Annotated in this window: 25 protein-coding genes; 12 read left to right on the forward strand and 13 right to left on the reverse strand. The window is 72.7% G+C overall.

Annotated elements, in window-relative coordinates; translation table 11 throughout:
* The 6 genes from O7626_RS41110 to O7626_RS41135 all read left to right on the forward strand — a co-directional run.
* A partial coding sequence (locus O7626_RS41110) for a hypothetical protein (RefSeq protein WP_278066755.1) occupies positions 1–2,542 on the forward strand: 2,542 nt, incomplete at its 5' end.
* Positions 2,543–2,553: 11 nt separating this feature from the next.
* The gene (locus tag O7626_RS41115) at positions 2,554–2,988 is read left to right on the forward strand and encodes a hypothetical protein (protein ID WP_278058077.1); all 435 of its coding nucleotides are present in this window, start codon (positions 2,554–2,556) and stop codon (positions 2,986–2,988) included.
* Between the two features lie 3 nt (positions 2,989–2,991).
* Positions 2,992–3,930, forward strand: coding sequence for a peptidoglycan-binding protein (locus O7626_RS41120; protein ID WP_278058079.1), 939 nt, complete (start codon positions 2,992–2,994; stop codon positions 3,928–3,930).
* Positions 3,927–4,193, forward strand: coding sequence for a hypothetical protein (locus O7626_RS41125; RefSeq protein WP_278058081.1), 267 nt, complete (start codon positions 3,927–3,929; stop codon positions 4,191–4,193). Before O7626_RS41120 ends, O7626_RS41125 begins: the two co-directional genes overlap by 4 nt.
* Before the next feature lie 17 nt (positions 4,194–4,210).
* Positions 4,211–4,468, forward strand: a complete 258-nt coding sequence (locus tag O7626_RS41130) for a hypothetical protein (protein WP_278058083.1) — start codon at positions 4,211–4,213, stop codon at positions 4,466–4,468.
* 63 nt (positions 4,469–4,531) lie between these two features.
* Positions 4,532–4,774, forward strand: a complete 243-nt coding sequence (locus O7626_RS41135) for a hypothetical protein (protein WP_278058085.1) — start codon at positions 4,532–4,534, stop codon at positions 4,772–4,774.
* A 384-nt stretch (positions 4,775–5,158) separates the two neighbouring features.
* Here the strand turns inward: O7626_RS41135 and O7626_RS41140 are convergent, their stop codons facing one another.
* The 6 genes from O7626_RS41140 to O7626_RS41165 form a co-directional block, all read right to left on the reverse strand.
* Positions 5,159–5,617, reverse strand: coding sequence for a type II toxin-antitoxin system prevent-host-death family antitoxin (locus O7626_RS41140; RefSeq protein WP_278058087.1), 459 nt, complete (start codon positions 5,615–5,617; stop codon positions 5,159–5,161).
* A gap of 212 nt (positions 5,618–5,829) precedes the next feature.
* Complete coding sequence (locus O7626_RS41145) at positions 5,830–6,201, reverse strand: hypothetical protein (RefSeq protein WP_278058088.1); 372 nt, start codon at positions 6,199–6,201, stop codon at positions 5,830–5,832.
* Positions 6,198–6,521, reverse strand: coding sequence for a hypothetical protein (locus O7626_RS41150; protein WP_278058090.1), 324 nt, complete (start codon positions 6,519–6,521; stop codon positions 6,198–6,200). The genes O7626_RS41145 and O7626_RS41150 overlap by 4 nt, the downstream gene beginning before the upstream one ends.
* A gap of 383 nt (positions 6,522–6,904) precedes the next feature.
* Positions 6,905–8,125, reverse strand: a complete 1,221-nt coding sequence (locus O7626_RS41155) for a helix-turn-helix transcriptional regulator (protein WP_278058092.1) — start codon at positions 8,123–8,125, stop codon at positions 6,905–6,907.
* Positions 8,126–8,363: 238 nt separating this feature from the next.
* Positions 8,364–9,179 carry a tyrosine-type recombinase/integrase gene (locus tag O7626_RS41160; protein ID WP_278058094.1) on the reverse strand — a complete coding sequence of 272 codons (816 nt, stop codon included), beginning with the start codon at positions 9,177–9,179 and terminating at the stop codon, positions 8,364–8,366.
* Between the two features lie 187 nt (positions 9,180–9,366).
* Entirely contained in the window at positions 9,367–9,651 is a 285-nt protein-coding gene (locus tag O7626_RS41165; RefSeq protein WP_278058097.1) for a hypothetical protein, read from the reverse strand.
* Between the two features lie 180 nt (positions 9,652–9,831).
* Here O7626_RS41165 and O7626_RS41170 point away from each other — a divergent pair, with 180 nt between their 5' ends.
* From O7626_RS41170 to O7626_RS41180, 3 genes are all read left to right on the forward strand, one after another.
* Complete coding sequence (locus tag O7626_RS41170) at positions 9,832–11,160, forward strand: 3-oxoacyl-ACP reductase (protein ID WP_278064974.1); 1,329 nt, start codon at positions 9,832–9,834, stop codon at positions 11,158–11,160.
* On the forward strand, positions 11,160–12,083 hold the full coding sequence (locus O7626_RS41175; protein WP_278064975.1) for a MaoC/PaaZ C-terminal domain-containing protein: 924 nt from the start codon (positions 11,160–11,162) through the stop codon (positions 12,081–12,083). Before O7626_RS41170 ends, O7626_RS41175 begins: the two co-directional genes overlap by 1 nt.
* Positions 12,084–12,311: 228 nt before the next feature.
* The gene (locus tag O7626_RS41180) at positions 12,312–13,289 is read left to right on the forward strand and encodes a pectate lyase (RefSeq protein ID WP_278064976.1); all 978 of its coding nucleotides are present in this window, start codon (positions 12,312–12,314) and stop codon (positions 13,287–13,289) included.
* A gap of 102 nt (positions 13,290–13,391) precedes the next feature.
* Here the strand turns inward: O7626_RS41180 and O7626_RS41185 are convergent, their stop codons facing one another.
* The 4 genes from O7626_RS41185 to O7626_RS41200 form a co-directional block, all read right to left on the reverse strand.
* Positions 13,392–15,107, reverse strand: coding sequence for a serine hydrolase domain-containing protein (locus O7626_RS41185; protein WP_278064977.1), 1,716 nt, complete (start codon positions 15,105–15,107; stop codon positions 13,392–13,394).
* Positions 15,108–15,173: 66 nt separating this feature from the next.
* Positions 15,174–15,497: a hypothetical protein gene (locus O7626_RS41190; protein WP_278064978.1), complete on the reverse strand. Its 324-nt coding sequence runs from the start codon at positions 15,495–15,497 to the stop codon at positions 15,174–15,176.
* Complete coding sequence (locus O7626_RS41195; protein ID WP_278064979.1) at positions 15,494–15,877, reverse strand: winged helix-turn-helix domain-containing protein; 384 nt, start codon at positions 15,875–15,877, stop codon at positions 15,494–15,496. Before O7626_RS41195 ends, O7626_RS41190 begins: the two co-directional genes overlap by 4 nt.
* Positions 15,878–16,049: 172 nt before the next feature.
* Positions 16,050–16,697, reverse strand: coding sequence for a TetR/AcrR family transcriptional regulator (locus O7626_RS41200; protein ID WP_278064980.1), 648 nt, complete (start codon positions 16,695–16,697; stop codon positions 16,050–16,052).
* Positions 16,698–16,793: 96 nt separating this feature from the next.
* On the opposite strand from O7626_RS41200, the gene O7626_RS41205 reads away from it, so the two are divergent.
* The 3 genes from O7626_RS41205 (at position 16,794) to O7626_RS41215 (ending at position 20,183) form a co-directional block, all read left to right on the forward strand.
* On the forward strand, positions 16,794–17,246 hold the full coding sequence (locus O7626_RS41205) for an SCP2 sterol-binding domain-containing protein (protein ID WP_278064981.1): 453 nt from the start codon (positions 16,794–16,796) through the stop codon (positions 17,244–17,246).
* 86 nt (positions 17,247–17,332) lie between these two features.
* A complete protein-coding gene (locus tag O7626_RS41210; RefSeq protein WP_278064982.1) occupies positions 17,333–18,547 on the forward strand; it encodes an acyl-CoA dehydrogenase family protein in 1,215 nt (404 codons plus the stop codon).
* 46 nt (positions 18,548–18,593) lie between these two features.
* Positions 18,594–20,183 carry an AMP-binding protein gene (locus O7626_RS41215; protein ID WP_278064983.1) on the forward strand — a complete coding sequence of 530 codons (1,590 nt, stop codon included), beginning with the start codon at positions 18,594–18,596 and terminating at the stop codon, positions 20,181–20,183.
* Positions 20,184–20,245: 62 nt separating this feature from the next.
* Here O7626_RS41215 and O7626_RS41220 read toward each other — a convergent pair whose 3' ends face one another.
* From O7626_RS41220 to purD, 3 genes are all read right to left on the reverse strand, one after another.
* Positions 20,246–21,130 (reverse strand): endonuclease/exonuclease/phosphatase family protein, encoded by an 885-nt coding sequence (locus O7626_RS41220; protein ID WP_278066432.1) that lies wholly within the window; start codon positions 21,128–21,130, stop codon positions 20,246–20,248.
* Between the two features lie 268 nt (positions 21,131–21,398).
* Positions 21,399–22,034, reverse strand: coding sequence for a hypothetical protein (locus O7626_RS41225; protein ID WP_278064984.1), 636 nt, complete (start codon positions 22,032–22,034; stop codon positions 21,399–21,401).
* Between the two features lie 121 nt (positions 22,035–22,155).
* Positions 22,156–23,108, reverse strand: a 953-nt coding sequence (gene purD, locus O7626_RS41230; RefSeq protein WP_278066756.1) for a phosphoribosylamine--glycine ligase, incomplete at its 5' end; no start/stop codon positions are given.

Genomic DNA, 23,108 nt, shown 5'->3' on the forward strand with positions numbered 1-23,108 from the left:
CCGTTACACCCCGGACAACCCGCTGTCGCCGCTGTACCCGGACGTCGTCCAGGACGTGCCTCTGCGGATGACGCTGCCGTACGGCTACGCCCCGCCGACGCCCCGGTTCGTGGTCTTCGCCGAGAGCTGGGACCCGGACTGGGACGCCTCCACCCGGGGCGCGACCGTCCGGGTGGAGGCGTACGGCCGGCTCCACCGGCACCAGGCCGTCGACACCCCGGTCGAGTCGGCGATGCGGCGGGCGCTGTCCGGGATCCTGCTTGGGACGACGGGCTCGCGGGCGGTCGGCTACTGGCCGGCCGAGGACGCGGCCGACGCTACGCAGGTGGCGTCGGCGATGGACGACCGGCCCGGTCTGGTCACCGGCGCGTGGTCGCCGGCCGCCGCCAGCGACTGCCCCGGGTCGGCGCCGCTGCCGACGCTGGCGGCGGGGACGCGGATCCAGGGCTACGTCAAGCCGTACGCCGGTACCGGGCACTGGTCGGTGGCGGCGGTCGTCAAGGTGCCGTCGGCGCCGGCCAGCACGTCGCCGCTACTGAAGGCGACGTGCACCGGCACCGCGCCGTACTGGACGATCGAGCTGACGCCCGCGTCGCCGGACACGCTTCACATCCGGGCGCACCTGGACGGCGACACGTCGCTGCTCAATGACTCGGTCGCCGTGGTCGAGGCCGACGTGCACGGGCAGTGGATCCTCGTCTACCTGCGGGTCACGCAGAACGGGTCGAACGTCGACTACACCGGCGGCTACGTCAGCGCCAACGCCGGCGTCAGCAAGTCCGGCACCCTGAACTCGCGGACGATCGGTGTGGTCCGGGAGGTCCGGGTCGACGGCACCACGTCCACCGACGGCATCGGTGTCGGGCATCTGCTGGCCGCCGCCGATTCGAACTTCAGCCCGGGCGTCGTGGGGCTGATCGCGCTCGACGCCGGCTCCGGCGACCGGCCACTGAGCCGGGTCGGCGACCTCGCGGACATGGCCGGCATGCCGCTGATCACCTACGCCGACCTACTCGTTGAGGACCCGCCGATGGGGCCGCTGCTGCCGACCACGCTGGTCGCGGCGCTCGACGAGTGCGCGGCCACCGACCAGGGGCTGATCCACGACGGCGGGCCGGCCGGCGAGCTGGTGATGGTGGCCCGGTCGTCGCGGTACAACGCCGACGTCCGGATGCCGATCGACGTGACCCGGCGCGAGCTGGGGCAGCCGTTCGGGCCGACGTACAACAGCCGCTCGCGGGTCACCGACCTGACGGTGGCCCGGGCCGGCGGGTCGTCGGCGCGGTACACCGACACGACGGTCCGGGGCGGCCGGGCGCAACAGGTGACGCTCAGCCTGTCCCGCGACCAGTGGCAGTACCCGATCGCCGGCTACCGGGTTGCCGAGTCGATCGCGCCGGGCCTCCAGTACCCGGCAGTGACCCTGAACCTTCGGCGCACGCCCGCGCTGGTCGAGCAGTGGCTGCGGTCCCGGATCGGCTCGCGGGTCACCGTCGAGAACCTCTGGGACACGCACGGCCCGGCACCGGTGGACCAGGTCATCAAGGGCTACAGCGAGCGAATCAGCAAGACCCGCTGGGAGGTGACGCTGCACCTGACGCCTGCCGCACCGTACGACGTGGCGGTACTGGAGGCCACCGACGACACCGCGTTCCGCACCGACGCGGGCGGGACCACGCTGGCGGCGGCGGCCGGGTCGTCGGCGACACAGCTCCTGGCGGTGTCCGAGGGCGCGCTGCTGTCCACCAGCAGCGGCGACTTCCCGGTCGACGTGGACCTCGTGGGCGAACAGGTGACCATCACGGCCGCGCCCACCAGCGCGTTCGCCGACCCGTTCTCCCGGACGGTCGGGTCCGGGTGGGGCACGCCCGGGCAGAGTGTCCCCGGCACTGCGTACACGGTGGTCGGCACGGCCAGCGACTACAACGTGGTGGGCGGCACGACCGGGCGGATCACGACGGCGGGCGTCAACACGCTCTACCTGGCGTACGCCGACATGGGCTCACCCGACGGCGAGGTGGATCTGCAGGTGGTGGTGCCGGTGCTGCCGACCGGTGCGGCGATCACGCCTCGGGCGGTAGGGCGGCTGACCGATGCCAGCAACTACCTGGAGGCGCAGGTCAGTATCGCCACCAGCGGCGCCGCGACCTTGCAGCTCTTCCGCCGGGTCGGGGGGTTGGGGTCGTCCATCGCCGACGCGGCAGCCGTCTCGGTCGGCACCCACTCGGCGGGTAACGCATGGCGGATCGTGCTCAACTTCATCGGCGAGGTGGTCCGGGCGCGGGCCTGGAACGCCACCAGCGGGACCGACCCCCGCCGCTGGCAGACCGTCGGATCCGACACCCTGGTGCCGCTGGGCACGAACATCGGCGCCTCGGTCCGCCGCGAGACCGGCAACACCAACGGGTCCCAAAACATCGACTGGGACAACATCACCGCGCAGAACCCACAGGTGCTCGCCGTGACCCGGGGTGCGTACGGGCGGGCGCACGACGCGGGCACCCCGATCAGGCTCTGGCGCGGCCGGGGCATCGCACTGTAGAAGGAGGCGTCGTGCCGTTCGCTGGCTTACAGAAGGTGACCGCCAACCAGCTCAACGGGCTGATTACCGGCGTGTACTACGCGATCGGGTCGGCCGATCTTAACGGGGCGGCGACGAACGCGGACGTGCCGGGCGTGACCGTGGACGTCACCACGGCCACGACCGGCGCCACGTACGCGGCGTTCTGCACCTGGGCGGTCGACCTGACCGGCAACGTCACCACGGAAGGGCTCGGCCGGCTGAGCGTGGACGGCAGCCTGCAATCCCCGCTGGTGCGGTGGGGGCAGGCCCTGACCACCGACCGGCTGATGCAGACGCAGACCTACTCCGGCCAGCTCGGCAGCCCGGACACCTACACCTTCAAGATCGTGGCGTCGCCGCCTGCATCGCACACGATCCAGGGTGCGAACTCATCGATCCTGGTCCTGATCTTCGAGGCGGTGTAACCGGTGACGATCGCCCCCGAGAACCTGAAGGCGGTCCGGCGGCTGCTGCTCGACCACCTGGACATCCGAGAGAACTCGAACGCGTACCCGACCGACCTGGACCCGAACGAGGTCGGGATCATCGGCGACCCGAACCACCGCGGCGGCTACCACTGCGGTCGGGACCGCGTCGATGACGACGACTACTCGGTGCGGGAGTCGTCCCGGGACCGGTCCGGGTTGACCGAGGCGGCGTCGGCGCTGGACATCGGCCAGTGGTCGACCACCGTGGCGGGCAAGCGGCACGACCTGCGCAGCATGTCGATCTGGCTGGTCGCTCAGTGCAAGGCCGGCGCGGCGGACACGCGGGACATCCGCGAGGTCATCTACTCGCCCGACGGTGACGTGGTGAAGCGCTGGGACCGGCTCGGGAAGCGGTCGTCCGGCGACAGCTCGCACCGCTGGCACACGCACATCTCGTACCACCGGGACGCGACCCGGGCGGGCCGGGACCTCACCGCGCTGTTCCGGCGGTACCTGACCACGATCGGCCTCGCGGCCGGAGAGGACGACGACATGTTCTGCCAGTACGGCCAGCGCGGGGCGGCGGTGAAGCTGCTCCAGTACCGGCTACACAACCTCGGCCACTCGCCCGGCGACATCGACTCCACCTACGGGGACAAGACCGCCGTAGCGCTGGCCGCTGCGGTGCGTGCCTACAACGGGGCCGTGACTGACGGCCGTACCTACGGGCCCGAGCAGATGATCTACCTGGACGTGATGTGGAGCCGCAAGTACGGCGGCGGTGGCCAGCCCGGACCGGCCGGCCCGCCCGGAGCCCCGGGCCCCGCCGGCCCGCCCGGACCGGCCGGGGACGTCACCGCCACGGTTGCCGGGGCGGTCGCCGAGATCGGCCGCCGGATCGTCGCCGGCGCCGCTTCAGAGAGCCAGGCCCGTGGGTGACGCTCGAGCAGCGGGTCCCCTTGCTGCGGGACCTCATCTGTCTACTGGCCGGGCTGGGCGGGTTCGGGCACTCGGTGGTCACCGGGGCGGGGTGGCCGCCGCTGCTGGTGTCCGCCGCCCTGATGGCCGGGCCCGGGGTCGTGCAGCTCTGGCTGGCCGGGCGTACCCCGGGCGGTGGGCTGTCGTCGGTGCCGGTGCTGCCGGATCCGTCGCTGCCGTCGCCGTCGCCATCGCCCGCGCCCTCGGCGGGTGAGGGCGCGTGAGCCCGCACCGTAGGCCGGTGCCGCTCTGGTACGCGCTGCTCGCCGTGCTCCTGTCGGTGCTGGCGGTGTCCGGCGCGACGCTGGCGTACACCGCGCACGTCCAGCGGGAGGCGGCGGCGGCCGACCGGGCTGCCGACCGGGAGGCGGACCAGCGCTGGTGCGAGCTGCTGACGGTGCTGGACGAGGCGTACGGCAGCACGCCGCCGCAGACGGAGCTGGGCCGGCGGGTCGCCGACGCGGTGCACCAGCTGCGGGTCGGCTTCAACTGCACCTGAACTTCCGGCCTGGCCATTCAGGTTTCGGGCCGCTTCCTTGAAATCGACCTGAGGAGGGTCACCATGGGCACCACCTACGTACCTGCGTCGGCCAGCGCCGACGCGAAGAACCGCGCGTTCCGCACGTTCTGGCAGGGGCTGCTGGTCGACGTCGGCGCGGTGCTCGCCGCCGTCCTGGTCGTCGCGCTCGGGGACATCCAGTGGACGGAGACGTACTGGATCGGCGTCGCGTCGCTGGTCGGCAAGACGGTCATCACCGCCGTGGTGTCGTACGTGGCGCGGAAGACCGTGCCGCCGGCACCGTGATGTGTCGCCGCGAGCCGCCTCAGCGGACGGCGCCGAACGTGCCGATCCCACCGCCGCGCGCTGAGCCGCCCCCGCCGCCTCCACCACCGCCGTCCGGCTGACCCCTGGGGTACGCTCCAGGCACTACCGAGGCCCGGTGCAGCGAACGTAGCGGGGCCCTCGCATTGCCCAGGACTCCGAAAAATGAGGCCCCGCCGTGGACATGGGGCCGACGCGGCGCACCAGGGCGTAGCCACGTACGCCCGCGCCACCCGTACCGGCGGGGAACCCGGTGCCCCGCCGACGGGCTCAGGCTCGGCAACCCCCGCTGCGGGGTGATACGCAGCAAGCGGCCCCGGTCGGTCCCTTACGGGATCGGCCGGGGCCGCTTCGTCATGTCCGAGGTCAGGCCGTCCGGTCGTGCCGAGCGGCGATTTCCCAGAAGTCCACGCCGTTCACGATGGCCGACAGGTCCAGGTCACCGTGCTCGGTCAGCGGGTACCCGTCGAACTCCCGGTCGTGGGCGGGGCCGTAGAAGTCGTTGCCGCTGAGGCTGACGCTGTCCGGCAGCGCGTCGTTGATGGCGGCCCGGTAGTCGGCCGCGACCGCGTCCACGTCGTAGTCGCTGACGTGGTCGCCGAGAGCGACTACGACGCTGTCCTCGACGGTGAGGTGGGAGCCATCGGCGTTGGCCCAGGTGCCGTACGAAGTGGTCGTCGTCATGGTCTGCTCCTTGATCGGGACGATGCGGGCTGCGGGCTTGCCGTTGCGGGTGAGCACGATGTCGGCGCCCTGCTGGACGGCGGTTACAATGTCACCGAGCCGCTTTCGGGCGTCTTCGATGCCAATCTCTCGGCTGCTCATGGCCTAAACCTTAAGGTATCGGCGAGCGTGATCGCAAGAGGAACCTTAAGGTTCCTCGGACCGACACGGCGGCCCGGTCCATCGAGGACCGGGCCGCTTCGTGCTGTGTCGGTGCCTTCCGATCCGGCCCGCCCCACCTGCCGTAGCCGTGGCCGGCGGCCGGAGGGTGGCCCGCCGACACCGGCAGCCTGCCCGGTCGTTGCCGCGACCGGCTACACCAGACTGCCGCGCTGTGGATAACTCCATGCCCTGTGGACAGCCGCCTGATCACGGGCCGATGTGGTAGGAGGCCGAGCGGCGGGCCGGGGCGTCGGCTTCCGGGCCGACCGGGGCACGGCGGGCCGGGCCTGGACCGGCGCCGGGGTGGCCAGCCGGCACAGCCCGGCGAGCTGCACGAACACCTCCCGCCGCTCGACTGCCTCGCCGTGGCCGTCGAGCACGTACCCGGACAGCCAGCACCAGCCGTGATACGTCGGCTTCCGATCCACCCGCAGCACCCGGAACGTCAGCGCCCGGTCGCCGGAGAACTGGACCGACGCCCGCCGGTCGATCCGCAGCAGATCCCCCGGCCGGAGACCGGTCACGGGACGTGCCGGGCCAGGACGTCCACCCGGGCCATCAGCTCGATGCACGCCGGGTGCGGCGCCACGCTGTCCCAGTGGCACGTCAGCGGGTCGTGGCCGCGCACCCACACCCAGAGCTGGCCGCCGTCCTCGCGGGTGATGCCCTTGTCGACGCGGACGATCCGAACGTCGACGTACCCTTCGACGTCGGCGCCCCGGTGGTAGTGCGACCACTCGCCCGCCTCCAGCCGTACCCGGGTGTCGACCGGCACGTCCGGGATCTGCGGCGGCGGGATGTGCGGCGGCCGGGTCACCGGCGTGGTCCGGGTACGCGCAACCACCGTCGGCCGTCCCACCGGTAGTCGCGGACCCGGCGGGGGAACTCCCGCCGCCAGGCCGTGCGCACGTCGTACAGGTAGGTTCGGGCACGCCGGGCTCGGCGTCGCAGGGTCGTCAGCACGCTGTCACCTCCGGGTACGCCACGGCGCCCCGGAGCACAGGTCACGGAGCGCCGCTCAATGTGGGCGAATCGTTGGCGCCGGCCCGGGCGTGGCACGGGGGACCCGGCCCGGACCGGCCGGTCCGCAGGGTGTTCGCGTGCCAGCCGGGAGACTGGCAGACCCTGCGTTCCACATGCCAGAGTGCGCCGTCCGTGACCGTGAGTGAATGTGCGCGGCGTGCGAGGTTCGCGGCCCGGCCGCGAAACCGGTACGTGACGTACCGGTCAGCAGCCGACCAGCGCTGCCAGCTCGGCCAGCTCCGCCCCCATCGCCCGGCGACGGGCCGCCGCCAGGTCGGCCACGATGTCCCGGGCGTACCGCTGGTGCCGCAGCCACGCCGGTGCCTGCCGGCTCAGCCTGGTCAGCACCTGAGTCGCGTCTGCGTACTGCCCGGTCTGCACGTGCGCCCAGGCCACATCGAGCTGATGCCGCCGCTGACTGGTCGGCACCGTCGCCGTGACCGGCATCCGCTCCGACAGCCGCAGCACCGCCGCCGGGTCCCCGGTCACCGCCGCCGCCTCAACCCGTGCCATTTCGGCCCGCGCGGACCGGAAGCCTCCGACGATCGCCAGCCGCCCGGGGATCGGCCGGTCGCCGAGCCGGGCCCCGGCCGCCGCCGCCGAGTCCAGCATCTCGGTCGCGTCGTCCGGGCGCTGGTCGCGGGCGGCAGCCGCAGCACCGAACAGCAGCAGCCACCCCCACACGGCGAGTTCCTCCGGCTGCGCCCGGGACATCCGCGGCTCGACCCGGTCGGCCGTCGACACGGCGAGCTGCTCGGCCTCGGCCAGCCGGCCCTGCCGCAGCAGCAACCAGCTCGCCCCCTTGACCGTGAGCGCGCCCAGGATCGGATCGCCGGCCGCCTCGGCGGCGTCGAGCGCACTACTGATGGCGGTGTACGCGAGGTCGCCAGCCCGGAGCTGGATCAGCAGTTCGCCGGTGAGATAGCAGACGTCGGCGAGCGCGGCGTGCGCCTGCGGTCGGGCCCTCGCGGACGCCGTCTCTACGGCGAGCCGGCCGGAGGTGATCAGCGACGGCAGGATGCCGAGCACGGTGCCGTAGTCGCCCCGGTGGTACGCCTGGTCGGCGGCGCGGAGCCGGCTCCGGATCGTCGGCAGGGTCGGGGGCGGGCCGTCGGGGAGTCGGACGGTGCCGCCCGGACCACGTGCCGGGGTGAGCGCCCGGCGGATGTCGATCAGGCTGAGTGGCAGGTGGTCCGGCTCCCGCCGGGCTGCCGCGCTGGTCGCGTCGCCGAGTAGGTCGGTGGTGCGTACGCCGAGCGCCCGAGCCAGCCGGCCGATGGTGGGCAGTCTGCTGCTGGTGCGGCTGTTCGTCTCCAGCTTGCGGATCGTCTCGACGCTGAGTCCGGCGTGCTCGGCGAGCTGCTCCTGTGTGAGCCGTTGGCGGCGGCGGTGTCGAGCGATGTTGTCGCCAAGAGTCGGGTCCATCGGGCCTCCCAGGTAGGGCTGGGGGTGGCTGGCGGCCCGGGCCCTACCCCGGACCGCCACTTCGGACGGTACACCGCCAGGTCAGCGTCGTCACGCAGTGCGCCTTGTATGTGACTTAGGGCTGGGGGGGGGGGGCATCGATGACGGTTTTTCGGCTATGAGATTTCTTAGGGTGCCCTTAAAAAGCGACCCCCTCCCTGGCCAGACGCCAGGGAGGGGGTGAGATCCTGTGCGGGACCTAGTGCTCTGACGGGTGCATGGTCGGGGTGGGCAGCGTGCGGATGGCCAATCGGCGCTGCCCACTCTTGACGAGCGTGTAGATCTGCGTGGACGTTACGGACCGGTGCCGCATCAGCTCCTGGATCGTCCGCAGGTCAACCCCCGCCTCCAGCAGCATCGTCGCGAACCGGTGCCGGAACCGGTGCAGGTGCACGTCCGGCAGCTCGATCAGGTCGAAGTGGTGCCGCCCGTTCGACGACAGCCACGGACCCGTCACCGGCTCCCCCTCGTGCGTCACCAGCGGGCCCGGCGGACGGTCCCGGACATGCTCCCAGATCACCGGATGGCAGGGCACTACATCCTCGTTCCCGCCCTTGGACAACACCCGGATGTCGTCCTCGGTGACGTCCCGCCGGTCCGCCCGGGCGATCTCACTCGCCCGCAGGCCGGCGTACGAGGCGAGGAGGATCGCCGTGTACCAGGGGTCCCCGGACCGGTCCAGGGCAATGCTCAGCTCGTTCTCGCTGACCGGTTTCGGCACCCCGGCGGGCTTCCGGGGTCGCGCCATGTCGGCGGCCGGGTCACCGTCGAGGATGCTGGCGGCGGTCGCCCACCGGTAGAAGGCCCGCACGTGCATCGCGTACGTGCACCGGGTCCACCGGGACCAGCCGGGCCGGCCGAGCCACGCGTCCAGCTCGGTCGTGGCCGCGTACGCGAGGCCGTACGGCAGTTCGTCGTGCAGGCGGTGGAGGATCTCTCTTCGGGACTGGATGGTCCGCTCTGACTGGCCAGCAGCTCGCAGGCTCGCGAGGTGCTGATCGATGAGTTCACTCATCGCTAGATCCTGTGCCTCGTTACGAGGGTGTTTCAAGACCTGGTCGCGCATAGTGGCCTTTCGGGTACGTGCAGATACCTCCGGGTAATGGCTGTCCAGATCAGACACTCTCGGCCGCCCGGCGGATTGTTGTGACGGGTTCCTGACTACGGCGTGACCTGGGAACGGTTCCACCTTTGCGGGCCGGCTACTCGCCCTCGGCGGCCCGGTACTGGCCGTCCTCCACCCACCACTGCCCCTGGATCCGGTCGCAGTCGGCGATCTTCCCCTGGCACCACGCGGTCCCGGCCGGCGGCCGGTCGATGTAGATGAACGGCGGCCCGCTGTCGTGGGCGGTGCGCTGCGGCACCAGGAAGGCGAACACGAGCGCCAGCAGCAGCGCGGCCTGGACGGCCGCCTGGACGGCGAACCAGGTCGACGGGCGGCGCAGCCAGCGGGCCGGCGGTCGGTGGTGCTTGCCCCGGGCGGCCATCTCAGGCCGCCGTCGCGAGTGGACGCCCGGCGGGCCGCGTACCCCGGGACCTGTGCATCGCACGGGGTCTGGTGCGGGTGACGGGTCGGCGTGCGTCGCCGACCGTCGTGATGGGACGTTCGTGCTGGTAGAGCGCCTGCGAGCGGATCTCGCTGGGCAACCCGCGAGTAGGCTACGGGCATGAGCGACAGGTACGCGAGCTTCGCCCACACCGGTCCCGGCCGGGCGCTGGTTCGGCGCCTCGGCCTGCCGGACCCGCCCAGGCTGCGCCGGTACCGCCCCGGCGACCCGCTCAGCCACGGCCCGGTACGCCTCGACGCCGCCCCCGGCGGTCGCCTGGTCGAGCCGCTGGCCGCGCTGCTGCGCTCGGCCGGCGTCCAGGTCTCCGACCCGTCGGAGTCCCGAACCGCCGCCCTGCTCTTCGACGCCACCGGCATCACCGACTCCGCCGGGTTGCGCGCACTCTTCGACTTCTTCCACCCGCTGGCCCGGGCCCTGCACCCGTCCGGCCGGGTGGTCGTCTTCGGCACCCCGCCGGAGTCCTGCGGCACACCCCGGGAGGCGACGGCGCAACGCGCCCTCGAAGGACTGACCCGCAGCATCGGCAAGGAGTTCGGCCGGGGCAGCACCGCGCAGCTCGTCTACGTCGCGCCGGGTGCGGAACGGGCCGTCGAGTCGACGCTGCGCTTCCTGCTCTCCGGCCGCTCGGCGTACGTCTCCGGGCAGGTTATCCGGATCGGCCCGGCCGAGGTGCCCGAGGTCGACTGGGACCGTCCGCTGGACGGCCGGATCGCCCTGGTCACCGGTGCCGCCCGGGGGATCGGGGCGACGGTCGCCGAGGTGTTGGCGGCCGACGGCGCCCAGGTGGTGGCACTGGACGTGCCGGCGGCCGGTGACGCGCTCGCCGAGGTCGCCAACGCCGTCGGCGGTACGGCGGTGCAGCTCGACCTGACCACGCCGGACGCGCCACTACGGCTGGCCGACCACCTCGCCGACCGGCACGGCCGGGTCGACGTGCTGGTGCACAACGCCGGGATCACCCGGGACAAGACGCTCGGCCGGATGACCCCGGACCGGTGGGACGCGGTCCTGGAGGTCAACCTGACCAGCCAGGAGCGGATCAACGAGGTACTGCTGGACCGTGGGCTGATCCCGCGCGGTGGCCGGCTGATCGGGGTCTCGTCGATCGCCGGGATCGCCGGCAACCGGGGCCAGACCAACTACGCCACCTCCAAGGCCGGCGTGATCGGCCTGGTGCACTCGATGGCGCCACTGCTGGCCGAGCGCGGCATCACCGTCAACGCGGTCGCTCCGGGCTTCATCGAGACCCGGATGACCGCCCGGATGCCGATGATGCTCCGCGAGGCGGGCCGGCGGATGAACAGTCTGGCCCAGGGCGGGTTGCCGGTCGACGTGGCACAGACGATCGCCTGGTTCGCCTCACCCGGCTCGGCCGGCGTCACCGGCAACGTGGTCCGGGTCTGCGGACAGAGCCTGTTGGGGGCCTGATGACCGACCTGCCGCACGACACCGGGGAGCAGCCGGCCGCGGTGCCGGTCGAGTTGGCGGCGGTGCCGGTTGCCGGGCCGCTCTACCGCCGGGCGGCGATCGGACTGGCTCCGGGGTTCGGGTCGGCCCGGCGCGCCGACCGGCTTCCCGGGACGGTACTTGTCGTCCGGGGAGTGGCGGTGGACCGGGACCACCTGGTGGAGTACGACCGGGTGTGCGGGTTCCGGCTCGCCGACGCGCTGCCGCCGACCTATCCGCACGTGCTGGCCTTTCCGCTGGCGCTGCACCTGATGAGCGCACCGGAGTTTCCGCTGCCCCTGGTCGGGCTGGTGCACGTGGCCAACCGGATCGACACGTACCGCCCGATCGACGCGGCGGAGCCGCTGGACCTGGCGGTACGCGCGGTCGACCTGCGCCCGCACGAGCGGGGGCGGCAGTTCGACGTGGTCTGCACCGCCTCCGTCGCCGGGGAGACGGTCTGGCGCGGCGTGTCGACGTACCTGCGGCGGGAGCGTACGGCCGCCGGGGGCGACCGGCGCGACCCGGGTGACCGGCCGGCCGCGCCGGCTCCGACCACGTTGTGGCGGGTGGCCGCCCGGGTGGGTCGGGAGTACGCCCGGGTCTCCGGCGACCGCAACCCGATCCACACCTCCCGGGTCGCCGCCCGGCTGTTCGGCTTTCCCCGGCCGATCGCGCACGGGATGTGGAGCAAGGCCCGCTGCCTGGCCGCGCTGGAGGGGCGGCTGCCCGAGGCGTACACGGTGGACGTGGCGTTCAAGCTGCCGGTGCCGCTGCCGTCGACGGTGGCCTTCTCGGCGAGCCGGGGGCGGAGTTTCGGGCTGCACGACCCGGCGCGCGGCCGTCCCTACCTGCTCGGCGAGGTGACCCCGGACGGCGGGATGATCAGGTCCGATCCGGACTGATCACCCTCTCGGGCCAAGCCCGACAGGACGGCACAAACATCGAGATTTGCCGTTGACAGGATAGAGGGCCATCGATAGTCTTCACTCGATGCTGGAAAGCGCTTTCCAGCAGCCCCGTCCCCGGCGCGGCCCAGATCCGTCGGCCGCACCGTCCACCCACCGCTGGCGGCGTCCGCGTCCCACCCGCCCGGCCGCCGGGGTGGACCACTTCCGCTCGGAGGTTCCCCTGTGTCCAGCACCGAAACCACCACCCGGCGCACCCGGCGGCTCGTCCGGGTGCCGCTGCTCGCGGCGGCCACCGCCGCGAGCCTCGCGGCCAGCTCCCTGGTCGCGATGCCGAGCGCCTCGGCCGCTTCGTTCAACCTGGAGGGTTGGGCGACCCAGTGCGGCGGCACCAGCGGCGGCGGCAACGCCTCCCCGGTCACCGTCAGCGACGCCAACGGCCTGATCAGCAACATGCAGGCCAGCGGTGCCCGGGTGATCCGGTTCTCCGGCACCATCTCGCTCAGCGGCATGCAGAAGGTCGCCGCCGACAAGACGATCATCGGAGTCGGCGCCAACGCCACGATCACCGGCGGCGGGCTCAACGTCGCCAGCGTCAGCAACGTCGTCATCCGGAACATCAACTTCCGGAACTGGGGCGACGACGCGATCAACGTGCAGTACTCGAGCCGGGTCTGGATCGACCACAACAGCTTCAGCAGCGGCTCGGACGGCGCGGTCGACATCAAGCGCAGCTCCGACTGCGCCACCGTCTCCTGGAACCGGGTCTTCAACCACGACAAGTCGTTCCTGCTCGGCCACTCCGACAGCAACGCGGGCGAGGACGTCGGGCGGCTGCGGGTGTCGTACCACCACAACTGGTTCGACGGGTCGAACCAGCGGCACCCCCGGGTCCGGTTCGGCAACCCGGTGCACGTCTACAACAACTTCTACCGGGGCAACGGCGGGTACGGCGTCGCCTCCACCTGCAACGCGGGCGTGCTCGTCGAGGGCAACTACTTCGAGAACGTCAGCGACCCGTACCACCGCGGTGAGGGCAGCTCGCCGGTCGGCGGCCTGGTCGCCCGGAACAACCACTTCGTCAACTCCGGCTCCGGCCAGGCCGGCGGCAGCGTCAACGGCATCCCGTACGGGTACTCGCTCGACCCGGCCGCCAACGTGAAGTCCATCGTCACCGGCGGCGCCGGCACCGGCCGGATCTGACCGTCGCGCACGGCGTCGGCCGATCGACCCGCGCCAGCGGCGACGCGCCGGGTGCTCCGGTCCCACCGGAGCACCCGGCACACGACCCGTCGGCCGGCACGGTCAGCCGGTCACCTCATGACGCGTGCGCTCCGTCGGAATTGCCGGTGGCGGCGTTGGTGCTGTTGGTGCCGGTGGCGCCGTTGGTGCCGGTGGTGCCGTTGGTGCCGGTGGTGCCGTTGGTGCCGGTGGTGCCGTTGGGTTACCCGCCGTTGGTGCCGGTGGTGCCGGTCGACGTGACCGGCCGGTCCGGACGGTGGACGCGGCTAGGCCGGCGCGGGCCAGGGCCAGCAGACCGGCGAGCAGGGCCACCGCCACGATCGCGTCACCGACGTCCGGGGCGAAGAGCCGCACCTTGGCCAGGCCGGCGCCGTCCCAGAAGGCCGGGATCGCCCAGACCACCACGGCCGCCAGCCCGGCGCAGCCGACCACCCAGCCGGCGGCTCCGGCGACCGCCCGGCGCACCGACCGCACCGGCCCGGTCGGGCGCCGGAAGGCCCGGACCACCGACCAGACCAGCAGACCGAGCAGGAGTACGGCGACCGCGGCCAGCCCGGCGAGCAGCCAGTCGAACGTCGGGTCCTCCGCCTGGGCGGGCGCCGCCTCGGCACCGTGCAGAATCCGGGCGACGTCGAAGGCGGCCGAGGCCAGCGGGCCGTCCATCGGCAACCCGTAGACGTTCGTCAGCACCACCACGGCAAGATCCGACCCGGGCACCAGCACGATGTGCCCGAACGAGCTGGCCGTCGCACCCGCGTGCCAGACGATCCGCTTGGCCGGAACGCCCAGGGTGCCCTCCCGCCAACCCATCGCGTACCGGCCGTCGCCGCCGGTGGGAACCTGGCCGGGGTGCAGCCGGGCCATGTTCTCCGGCGACAGGACCGCACGACCGGCGTACCGGCCCGCGGAGAGCTGCGCCGAGACGTAGTGGGTCAGGTCGGTCAGGCTCGCCGCCAGGAAGCCGTACGACACCCCGGAGCCGTCGAAGGACGGTTCGAAGCGCCGCGGGCGGCCGAGGTAGTAGCGGTGACCGGGCGGAATCCCGAGCGCCTCCGCCTCGGCGCCGGTGGCGGCGGAGTCGACCATCCCGAGCGGGTCGAGCACCTGCCTGCGGAGGTATTCGCCGTAGCTCTCCCCGGTCACCTCCTCGACGAGTACGCCCAGGATCATGTAGTTGGCGTCGCTGTACTGGTGCACTCCGCCCGGTTCGGCCGTCGGGCTGACCGCCGCGAGGTCGCGTACCGAGCGGGCCAGCGCACCCGGCGTGTTGTCGTACCGGTCGGTGAGCCCCGTCGACGCCACCTGCGGCAGACCCGTCGTCTGGACGAGCAGGTGCCGTACGGTGATCCGGGCCGCCACCGACTCGTCGGCCAGCCGCAGCCACGGGACGTACCGGCGGACCGGTGCGTCCAGCTCGACCCGGCCGGACTCGACGAGCTGCATCACCGCCAGCGCGGTGAACGACTTCGACACCGAGCCGAGGACGAAGGGCGTACCCGGCGTGATCGGCTCGCCGTTCCCGTCGACCCCCCAGGCGCCCTGCCCGACGACCCGGTCGCCACGCACCACCGCGTACGCCAGTCCGGGTGCCCGGACGTCGGCCATGTACTCCCGCAGATGGCTCTCCACCCGGGACATGTCGTCGGCCGGGGGCGACGGCGGCACGCCGGCCGCCGGGCCGACCCCGGTGGCCACCGCCAACGGCAGGGCCGCCAGCAGGGCCAGCACGGTCAGCACGGCCTGCACGGCCTGCCTTCCTCCGCGCGATTCGCTGATCATCTCGTTCCCTCCCCCGTACGGGTGCCGCCGGTCGCCGGACCGGCACGCGTGCGGCTCCCGGTGGACTCAGCCGATCTGGCTGAGCAGCCGTTCCAACTCGGTCAGCCGTTGCTTCACCTCGGCCAGTTCGTCCCGGGCGCCGCGTACCTCGGTGCGCAGCCCGGTCAGTTCCCCGGCCGTCGCGGTGCCGGCCTCCGCCGTCCGGGTCTCCGCCTCGACCACGCGCTCGACCAGGGCGCGGTACGCCGCGTCCCCGACCGTGCTCCGCCGGGCCCGGTAGAAGCCCAGGCCGACGAAACCGACGACGGCGACCAGGGCGACCGCCACCGCGGCCGACGCGATCGTGGCGGTCTGCGCGATGTCCAGGTCGGCTGCCAACAATGTGCTCACTCGCTCGTTTCCTCTCCCGATCCGCCCGCTGCCGGGCCGTTCTGTTCCGCCGTGCCGGTGACGCCCGCTGCCGGGTCCAACGTCGGGACGGCCTCGGCGACCACCTGCGGGGTGACGGCCAGCGCGAACGGCACCACCTCGAAGTACTTCACCGAGCTGCCGTCCCGGGCCGTCTCCAGTTCACCGGTGACCAGTCCGGCCGCCTCCAGCCGCTGGAGGTGCATGTAGAGCAGCGGCCGGTTCATCTCCAGTCGGCGGGCGAGCTGGCTTACGTAGCTGCGGCCCTCGGCGAGGGCCGCCACGATCCGCAGCCGGTGCGGGCTGGCCAGCGCGGTGAGCATCCGCAGCAACTGCTCCCCCGAGGGCGGGGCCTGCTCCATGCGTCCCGTTCCTTCCCCGGTGTCAGATGCATCTGACACCCCCCTGTCAGACGAGACTGACACCCCCGACGACAAACGTCAAGCAGCAGGGGTGGGGATCAGCCGGCGGGGTGGGTCCGGGGTCAGCCCTGCCGGGTGGGTCCGGGGTCAGTCCTGCCGGGTGGGTCCGGGGTCAGTCCGGCCGGGTGGAAGGTGGTCGCCAGCGGCGGCCGGCGAGCAGGTTGCCGGCACCACTCCAGGCCATCTCCATCATCCGGCCGGCCATCCGGTCCGGATCGGCGTCCGGCTGGTCGGCCAGCAGGTCGGCGACCGACTCGGCGGCGCCGACCAGGGCGTACGCCATGATCTCCAGTTCGGCGACGCGGGCCTCGCGGCCGTCGGCGGCCAGGCCACGGGCGAGCATCCCGGCGACCACCTCGATGATCCGGCTCCGCATCGACGCCAGTTCCCCGGCGAACGGGGGCTCGCCCCGGGCCTGCCGGTAGAGGACCGCCCAGCCGTCCCGGTGCGCGCCGACGAACCGGAAGAACGCCCGCAGGCCGCGCCAGAGCCGCTCCTCGAACGGCAGGTCCGGTACGACCGCGCCGACGATCGCCTCCATCAGCCGGGTCCCCTCCCGGTGCAGGCAGGCGACGAAGAGTTCTTCCTTCGAGCCGAGGTAGGCGTAGACCATGGGTTTGGAGATGCCGGCCTCGTCGGCGATCTCGTCCATGCTCGCCGCGTGGAAGCCGCGCCGGGAGAAGACCCCGACCGCGGCGTCGAGCATCTGCTGCTCCCGTACGGCCCGGGGTAGCCGCCGGAAGGCGGGCGGAGTCGGCACGCTTGCGAGCCTACCTACTCGTGCGTAGGGTTACGCACGAGTAACCAATAATCTTGACCGGAACAGCGACAACCACCAGCCCTGGAGGACCCTCGCATGACCGACTTCGACCCGGCCAACTTCGCCTCGCTGGAGCCCCAGCAGTTCGCCCAGATCGTCAAGTCCACCCCGGACGACAAGCTGGCCGAGGTGATGAGCGGGGACCTGCGCGGCAAGGTCCTGGACGCGGTGTTCGGGCGGATGCCGGCACTGTTCCGGGCCGACCGGGCCGGCAACACCAACACGGTCATCCACTGGACCATCACCGGCCGGCCGGACGGCGGCTCCGACACCTACGAGATCGTCATCGAGAACGCGACCTGCCAGGTCTCCGAGACGCCACAGCGGGAGCCGAAGCTGACCCTCACGATGGGTCCGGTCGAGTTTCTCAAGATCGTCTCCGGTGGCGCCAACCCGGTGACGATGTTCATGACCGGCAAGCTGAAGGCAAAGGGTGACCTCGGGCTGGCCGCGAACATCGCCAACCTGTTCGACATCCCGAAGGCCTGACCAGGACGCCCGACCAGATCAACCACCCCGGGCGTCCGGCGGAGCCGGCGCCCGGGTCCGGAACGACGAGGGGACGAGGGGACGGCGTGACCGAGTTCTCGCTCGACCTGAACGAGGAGCAGCAGGAGCTGCGCGACTGGGTGCACGGCTTCGCCGCCGAGATCGTGCGGCCGGCCGCCGCCGAGTGGGACGCCCGCGAGGAGACCCCCTGGCCGGTGATCCAGGAGGCGGCGAAGGTCGGGCTGTACGGCTTCGAGTTCATCGCCAACTGCTGGGCCGACCCGACCGGCCTCTCCCTGCCGCTGGCCAACGAGGAACTCTTCTGGGGCGACGCCGGGATCGGCATGGCTCTCTTCGGCACCACCCTGGCGGTGGCCGCCATCTACGGCTCCGGCACCCCCGAACAGCTGCTCGAATGGGTGCCGCAGTGCTACGGCGACACCGACCGGCCGGCCGTGGCGGCGTTCTGCAGCACCGAGCCGGAGGCCGGCTCCGACGTCGCTGCCATGCGCACCCGGGCCCGCTACGACGCCGGCACCGACGAGTGGGTGCTGACCGGGCAGAAGGCGTACGCCACGAACGGCGGGATCGCCGCCGTGCACGTGGTCACCGCCTCGGTGGAGCCCGAACTCGGCTCCCGGGGCCAGGCCGCCTTCGTGGTGCCGCCCGGCACGGCCGGACTGACCGCGACGAAGAAGCTCAGGAAGCTGGGGCTGCGCGCCTCGCACACCGCCGACGTCTTCCTCGACGAGGTACGCGTGCCGGGCCGCTGCCTGCTCGGCGGGCGCGAGGCGCTGACCGAACGGCTCGACCGGGCCCGGAGCGGGCAGCGCGGCAACAGCCAGGCCGCGATGCGTACCTTCGAACTGTCCCGGCCGACGGTCGGGGCGCAGGCGGTCGGGGTGGCCCGGGCGGCGTACGAGTACGCCCTGGCGTACGCCCGGGAGCGGGTGCAGTTCGGCCGGCCGATCGTCGAGAACCAGGCGGTCGCATTCCAGCTCGCGGACATGCGGATGGAGATCGACGCCGCCCGGCTGCTGGTCTGGCGGGCCGCCTGGATGGGCCGCAACAACCGCCCGTTCAGCGCGGGCGAGGGCTCGATGTCGAAGCTCAAGGCCGGCGAGGTGGCGGTCTCGGTTACCGAACGGGCGGTGCAGATCCTCGGCGGCGCCGGCTTCCTCCGCGAGCACCCGGTCGAGCGCTGGTACCGGGACGCCAAGATCTACACGATCTTCGAGGGGACCTCGGAGATCCAGCGGCTGGTCATCTCCCGGGCCATCTCCGGGCACCAGATCCGCTGACCAGCCGCGGATCCAGGGCGGCAGCACAACAGGAGGGAGTACCCCGTTGCCTTCCGACCTCGCGTTCCTGGTCGCCACGCTGACCCGGCGCGGGCTGCTCAAGCCCGGCTCGCCCCGGCGGGTCGCGGCACAGCTCGGCGCCCTGCGGAACTGGGGCTTCAGCCTGGCCGGCGAGCTGCGCCAGGCGGCGGCCCGGGATCCGGACCGGATCGCGCTGGTCGACGAGGAGCGCGGCGAGGTCAGCTACCGGGAGCTGCTGGACCGGGCCGAACGGCTGGCCCGGTCGCTACGGGCCCGCTACGGCGTGACCGAGGGCGACCGGATCGGGGTGCTCTGCCGCAACCACTCGGGACTGGTGGAGACGGCCGTGGCCGGCGGGCTGCTCGGCGCCGACATCGTGCTCGGCAACACCGGCCTGTCCGGGGCACAGCTCGCGGCCGTCGCCCAGGAGCAGCGGTTCCGGCTGCTGGTGCACGACGACGAGTTCCTCGACCGGGTCGTCGGGCTGCCGGCCGAGGTGCACCGGATCGACGAACGGGAGTACCCGGAACTAATGGCCGGGGCGCCGCACGGTGAGCTGCACCCGCCGGAGCGGGACGGCCGGACCATCGTGCTCACCTCCGGCACCACCGGCACCCCGAAGGGTGCCCGCCGGCCCACCCCGAACGGCCTCGGCCCGCTCGTCGCGATCATCGACCGGATCCCGCTGCACCACGGGGTACGGATGATGATCGCCGCCCCGCTCTTCCACACCTGGGGGTACGCCGCACTCCAGATGGCCTTCGCGCTGCGCGGCACCGTCGTACTGCATCGGCGGTTCGAGCCGGTGGCGGCGGTGGCGGCGCTGCGCCGGCACTCCTGCACCGCGCTGTTCGCCGTACCGGTGATGCTGCAACGGCTGCTGGAGGTGCCGCCGGCCGCCACGCCGCCGCTGGAGGTGGTCGCGGTCAGCGGCTCGGCGCTGCCCGGCGGGCTGGCGCCCCGGTTCATGGACCGGTACGGCGACGTGCTCTACAACCTCTACGGCTCCACCGAGGTCTCCTGGGCCGCCATCGCCACCCCGGCCGAGCTGCGCCGGGCGCCGACCACCGCCGGCCGGCCGCCGCACGGCACCCGGCTGGCGATCGTCGACGCCGCCGGCGAGCCCGTGCCGGCCGGTCAGGTCGGCCGGATCCTGGTCGGCAACGAACTGCTCTTCGAGGGGTACACGGCGGGCGGGCCGGAACAGCAGGGTCGGGTTGCCGGCCCGGCCCGGGTACGGCTGCTGGACACCGGCGACCTCGGCCACCTGGACGCGGACGGGCTGCTGCACGTCGACGGCCGGGCCGACGACATGATCGTCTCGGGGGGCGAGAACGTCCATCCGGCCGAGGTGGAGAACCTGCTCGCCGAGCTGCCCCAGGTGCGCGAGGTGGCGGTCATCGGGGTACCGGACCGGACGTACGGGCAGCGGCTGGTGGCGTACCTGGTGCTGCGTCCCGGCGAGACGATCGACCCGGACGCGGTACGCGAGTACGTCCGCCGCTACCGAGCCCGGTTCTCGGTGCCGAGGGACGTCAACTTCGTACCGGCGCTGCCGCGCAACGCGACCGGCAAGGTGATGACCAGGGAGTTGCGCCGCTACCACCGGGCCTGAACCGAGCGGTCGACGACCGCCGGCGGCGGACGGCGGGAGGCGAACGGCGGGCGGTCGACGGCTCAGGTGGTGATTCGGACGGTCACCGTGCCGATCAGGATCCGGTGGTCGGAGCAGGCGCCGCCGCAGCTCGTCGAGATGGCCAGCGAGTCACCGGTGTACGTCCCGGCGATCCGGTCCTCCCGTACGAAGATCATGTCGATCTTCTTGCCCTGGCCGTCCGGTCCGCTGGTGTCGCCGTCGGCGACTGTCGTCTCGCCGTAGCCGGGACTGGCCGGATCGGTGTCGTCCAGCTCCCGGTAGTCGCCCTGGTTGCCGCTGTTGCGCGGCACGTCCAGGTTGCGGGAGTACCACGGGTTCATCCGGCCGTAGTTCGGCTGGGCGTTGAAGTCGCCCGCGATGATCACCGTGTCGCCGGCCGCGTGGTAGCTCTCCACCCGGGTCAGCACCTCGCCGAGCTGGCGTTCGTTGATCTTTCCGCCGCCGATCACCTCGTTGGACGGGGTGATGTGGGTGGTGCAGAACCTCAGGTGCGGGCGGGCCTCCAGCGGGGCACAGAGCAGCTTGCGCCGCTCCGAGCTGCCGTCCGGGGCCAGCGCGAGACGGTCCGCCGGGCCCATCGGCGCCCTGCTGAAGATGGCGACCCCGAACGGCTCACCGCCGCAGGCGGTCTCGTTGTGCGCCTCGAAGCGGGAGAAGTTCTCGACGTCCTGCGGCCAGCCCGACCCCCGCAGGTTGGACTGCACCGCCTTGTACTGGCTCCAGCACAGCTCGTTCAGCGCCGCGAAGTGCGCGCTGCGGTTGCGGATCGAGTTGGCCAGCGCGCCGATCAGCCCGTTCCCGGTGGCGCCCCGGTGCATCTTCCAGCCGGCGACGTTCCAGACCCAGACGTTGTAGCTGGCGGTGACCTCGGCAGCCGAGGCCGCCGGAGCAGCCGTGCCCGCCAGCCCTGCCGGAGCAGCCGTGCCCGCCAGCGCTGCCGGACAGCCGAGGCCGGCGCGGCGGCCGACAGTGCCACCGCCGGCACCATGGCCAGCGCCGCCGCCGTGAACGTCGCGAACCCCCGCCGGAACCGCATCGCCGTCCTCCTGGTGCTCGGTCGGGAAGGAGACAGCGATGATAGGGGCCGGCGAGGGCTCGCGGAGCCGCTCGGTACATATCGGACGGACGAAAAGGACGGACGGCCGGACCGCGCGCCGGCCGCCCGGGCCCGGGTCAGACCGAGGGGATCTCGTGCACCAGTGCCGAGGCGGTCAGGGTCCTGGAGCGCACCTCGCCGCCGCCGACCGTACGCAGCTGGTAGGTGTGCTTGACGTACTCGCCGGGGCTGCCGCCGCACGGGAAGTCGATGGTGGCGGTGCCGACCGGCGGGTAGGTGTTGTAGATCCCGGGCCCGTCGACGGAGAGGGTCACCTTGTCGGCGCCGGTCACCTTCCACTCCAGGATCACCGGGACCCCGGGAACGCGGTTGACGTTCGTACCCTGGTCGCACTGCGGCTTCTGCTTGATCTTGTAGTGGACGATCGTCGGGCCGCTCGGCTTCTTGCCGGTCGTACCGCTGCCGCCGGTGTTGCCACCGCCACCCGGGTTGCCGCCACCGCCGGGGTTGCCGCTGCCGCCGGGCTGGCCGCCCTGCCCCGCCGGACCGCCGCTCGACCCCGGGGTGCCGCCCGGCCCGTCCGCCGGGGCGCTGCCCAGGCCGGCGTCACCGGTGGCGCCGGGGGCAGCGGTGGCCGGTGCCGAGGTCGCCGGGGTCGACCCGCCGGCCTCGATCGTGACGCAACCGGTCGCCGCGACCGCGATCGCGCCGCCGAGGGCGACCACCGCCGCCCGAGTCAGGTACCTGTGCATGGCCGCTCCTCCGCCACTGGAATCCCCCGACAATCCGGGGTGATCTCACGGTAGGAGACCCGGTCCGACCGACGAATCACGGTTTCGTGCCAGCCGGTCGGGTGACGCGGGAGGCCCCGGGTCAGGCGGTCGGCGAACCCTCGCGGTCGGGGGCGGTGAGTCGGCCGGCGGCGGCGAGCGCCGCGATGTCGGTCCGGTGGTGCGCTCCCGGCAGGTCGATCGCGTCGACCAGTTCGTAGGCGGCCACCCGGGCCGCGGTCAGGTCGGCGCCCACACCGGTACCCGAGAGGACCCGGCCCCCGGCGGAGACCAGCGCACCGTCGGAGGCCCGGCGGGCCGTGCCGGCGTGCACGACCCCGGGCCGGTCGGCGCCGGTGATCACGTCACCGGTACGCGGGGTGCCCGGGTAACCCGCCGAGGCGACCACCACGGTGACCGCCGCATCGGAACGCCAACGCAGCGGCGGATGCCCGGCGAGCGTGCCGGTGGCCGCCGCGTGCAGCAGCCCGGCCAGCGGCGTCTCCAGCAGTGCGAGTACGACCTGCGTCTCCGGATCACCGAACCGGGCGTTGAACTCGATCACCCGTGGCCCGTCCCCGGTGATGGCCAGCCCGACGTAGAGCAGCCCGCCGAACGGGGTGCCCCGGCGCCGCATCTCGGCCAGGGTCGGCCCGACCACGGTGGCCAGCACCTCGTCCACGGTGCCCGGCGGCAGCCACGGCAGCGGCGCGTACGCCCCCATCCCGCCGGTGTTCGGGCCGGTGTCGCCGTCGCCCACCCGCTTGAAGTCCTGGGCCGGCAACAGCGGCAGCGCGGTCTCGCCGTCGGTGACCACGAAGAGCGACACCTCGGGTCCGGCGAGGTACTCCTCGACGACCACCCGGCCGCAGCCGGCGGCATGTTCCAGCGCCGCCGACCGGTCCCCGGTGACCACCACGCCCTTGCCGGCGGCCAGCCCGTCGTCCTTCACCACGTACGGCGGGCCGAACTCGTCGAGCGCCTGTGCGACAAGCGCCGACCCGATCCCGGTGCCGGGGTTGTCGACCGTGCGCGACCGGCCCGTCGGCACTCCGG

This window comes from Micromonospora sp. WMMD1102, assembly GCF_029626265.1.
Lineage (GTDB): Bacteria > Actinomycetota > Actinomycetes > Mycobacteriales > Micromonosporaceae > Plantactinospora.

Coding starts and splice junctions, on each gene's coding strand:
- O7626_RS41135 (WP_278058085.1), top strand. CDS start 4,532: ATGGGCACCACCTACGTACCTGCGTCGGCCAGCGCCGACGCGAAGAAC.
- O7626_RS41140 (WP_278058087.1), bottom strand. CDS start 5,617: ATGAGCAGCCGAGAGATTGGCATCGAAGACGCCCGAAAGCGGCTCGGT.
- O7626_RS41155 (WP_278058092.1), bottom strand. CDS start 8,125: ATGGACCCGACTCTTGGCGACAACATCGCTCGACACCGCCGCCGCCAA.
- O7626_RS41160 (WP_278058094.1), bottom strand. CDS start 9,179: ATGAGTGAACTCATCGATCAGCACCTCGCGAGCCTGCGAGCTGCTGGC.
- O7626_RS41165 (WP_278058097.1), bottom strand. CDS start 9,651: ATGGCCGCCCGGGGCAAGCACCACCGACCGCCGGCCCGCTGGCTGCGC.
- O7626_RS41170 (WP_278064974.1), top strand. CDS start 9,832: ATGAGCGACAGGTACGCGAGCTTCGCCCACACCGGTCCCGGCCGGGCG.
- O7626_RS41175 (WP_278064975.1), top strand. CDS start 11,160: ATGACCGACCTGCCGCACGACACCGGGGAGCAGCCGGCCGCGGTGCCG.
- O7626_RS41185 (WP_278064977.1), bottom strand. CDS start 15,107: ATGATCAGCGAATCGCGCGGAGGAAGGCAGGCCGTGCAGGCCGTGCTG.
- O7626_RS41195 (WP_278064979.1), bottom strand. CDS start 15,877: ATGGAGCAGGCCCCGCCCTCGGGGGAGCAGTTGCTGCGGATGCTCACC.
- O7626_RS41205 (WP_278064981.1), top strand. CDS start 16,794: ATGACCGACTTCGACCCGGCCAACTTCGCCTCGCTGGAGCCCCAGCAG.
- O7626_RS41225 (WP_278064984.1), bottom strand. CDS start 22,034: ATGCACAGGTACCTGACTCGGGCGGCGGTGGTCGCCCTCGGCGGCGCG.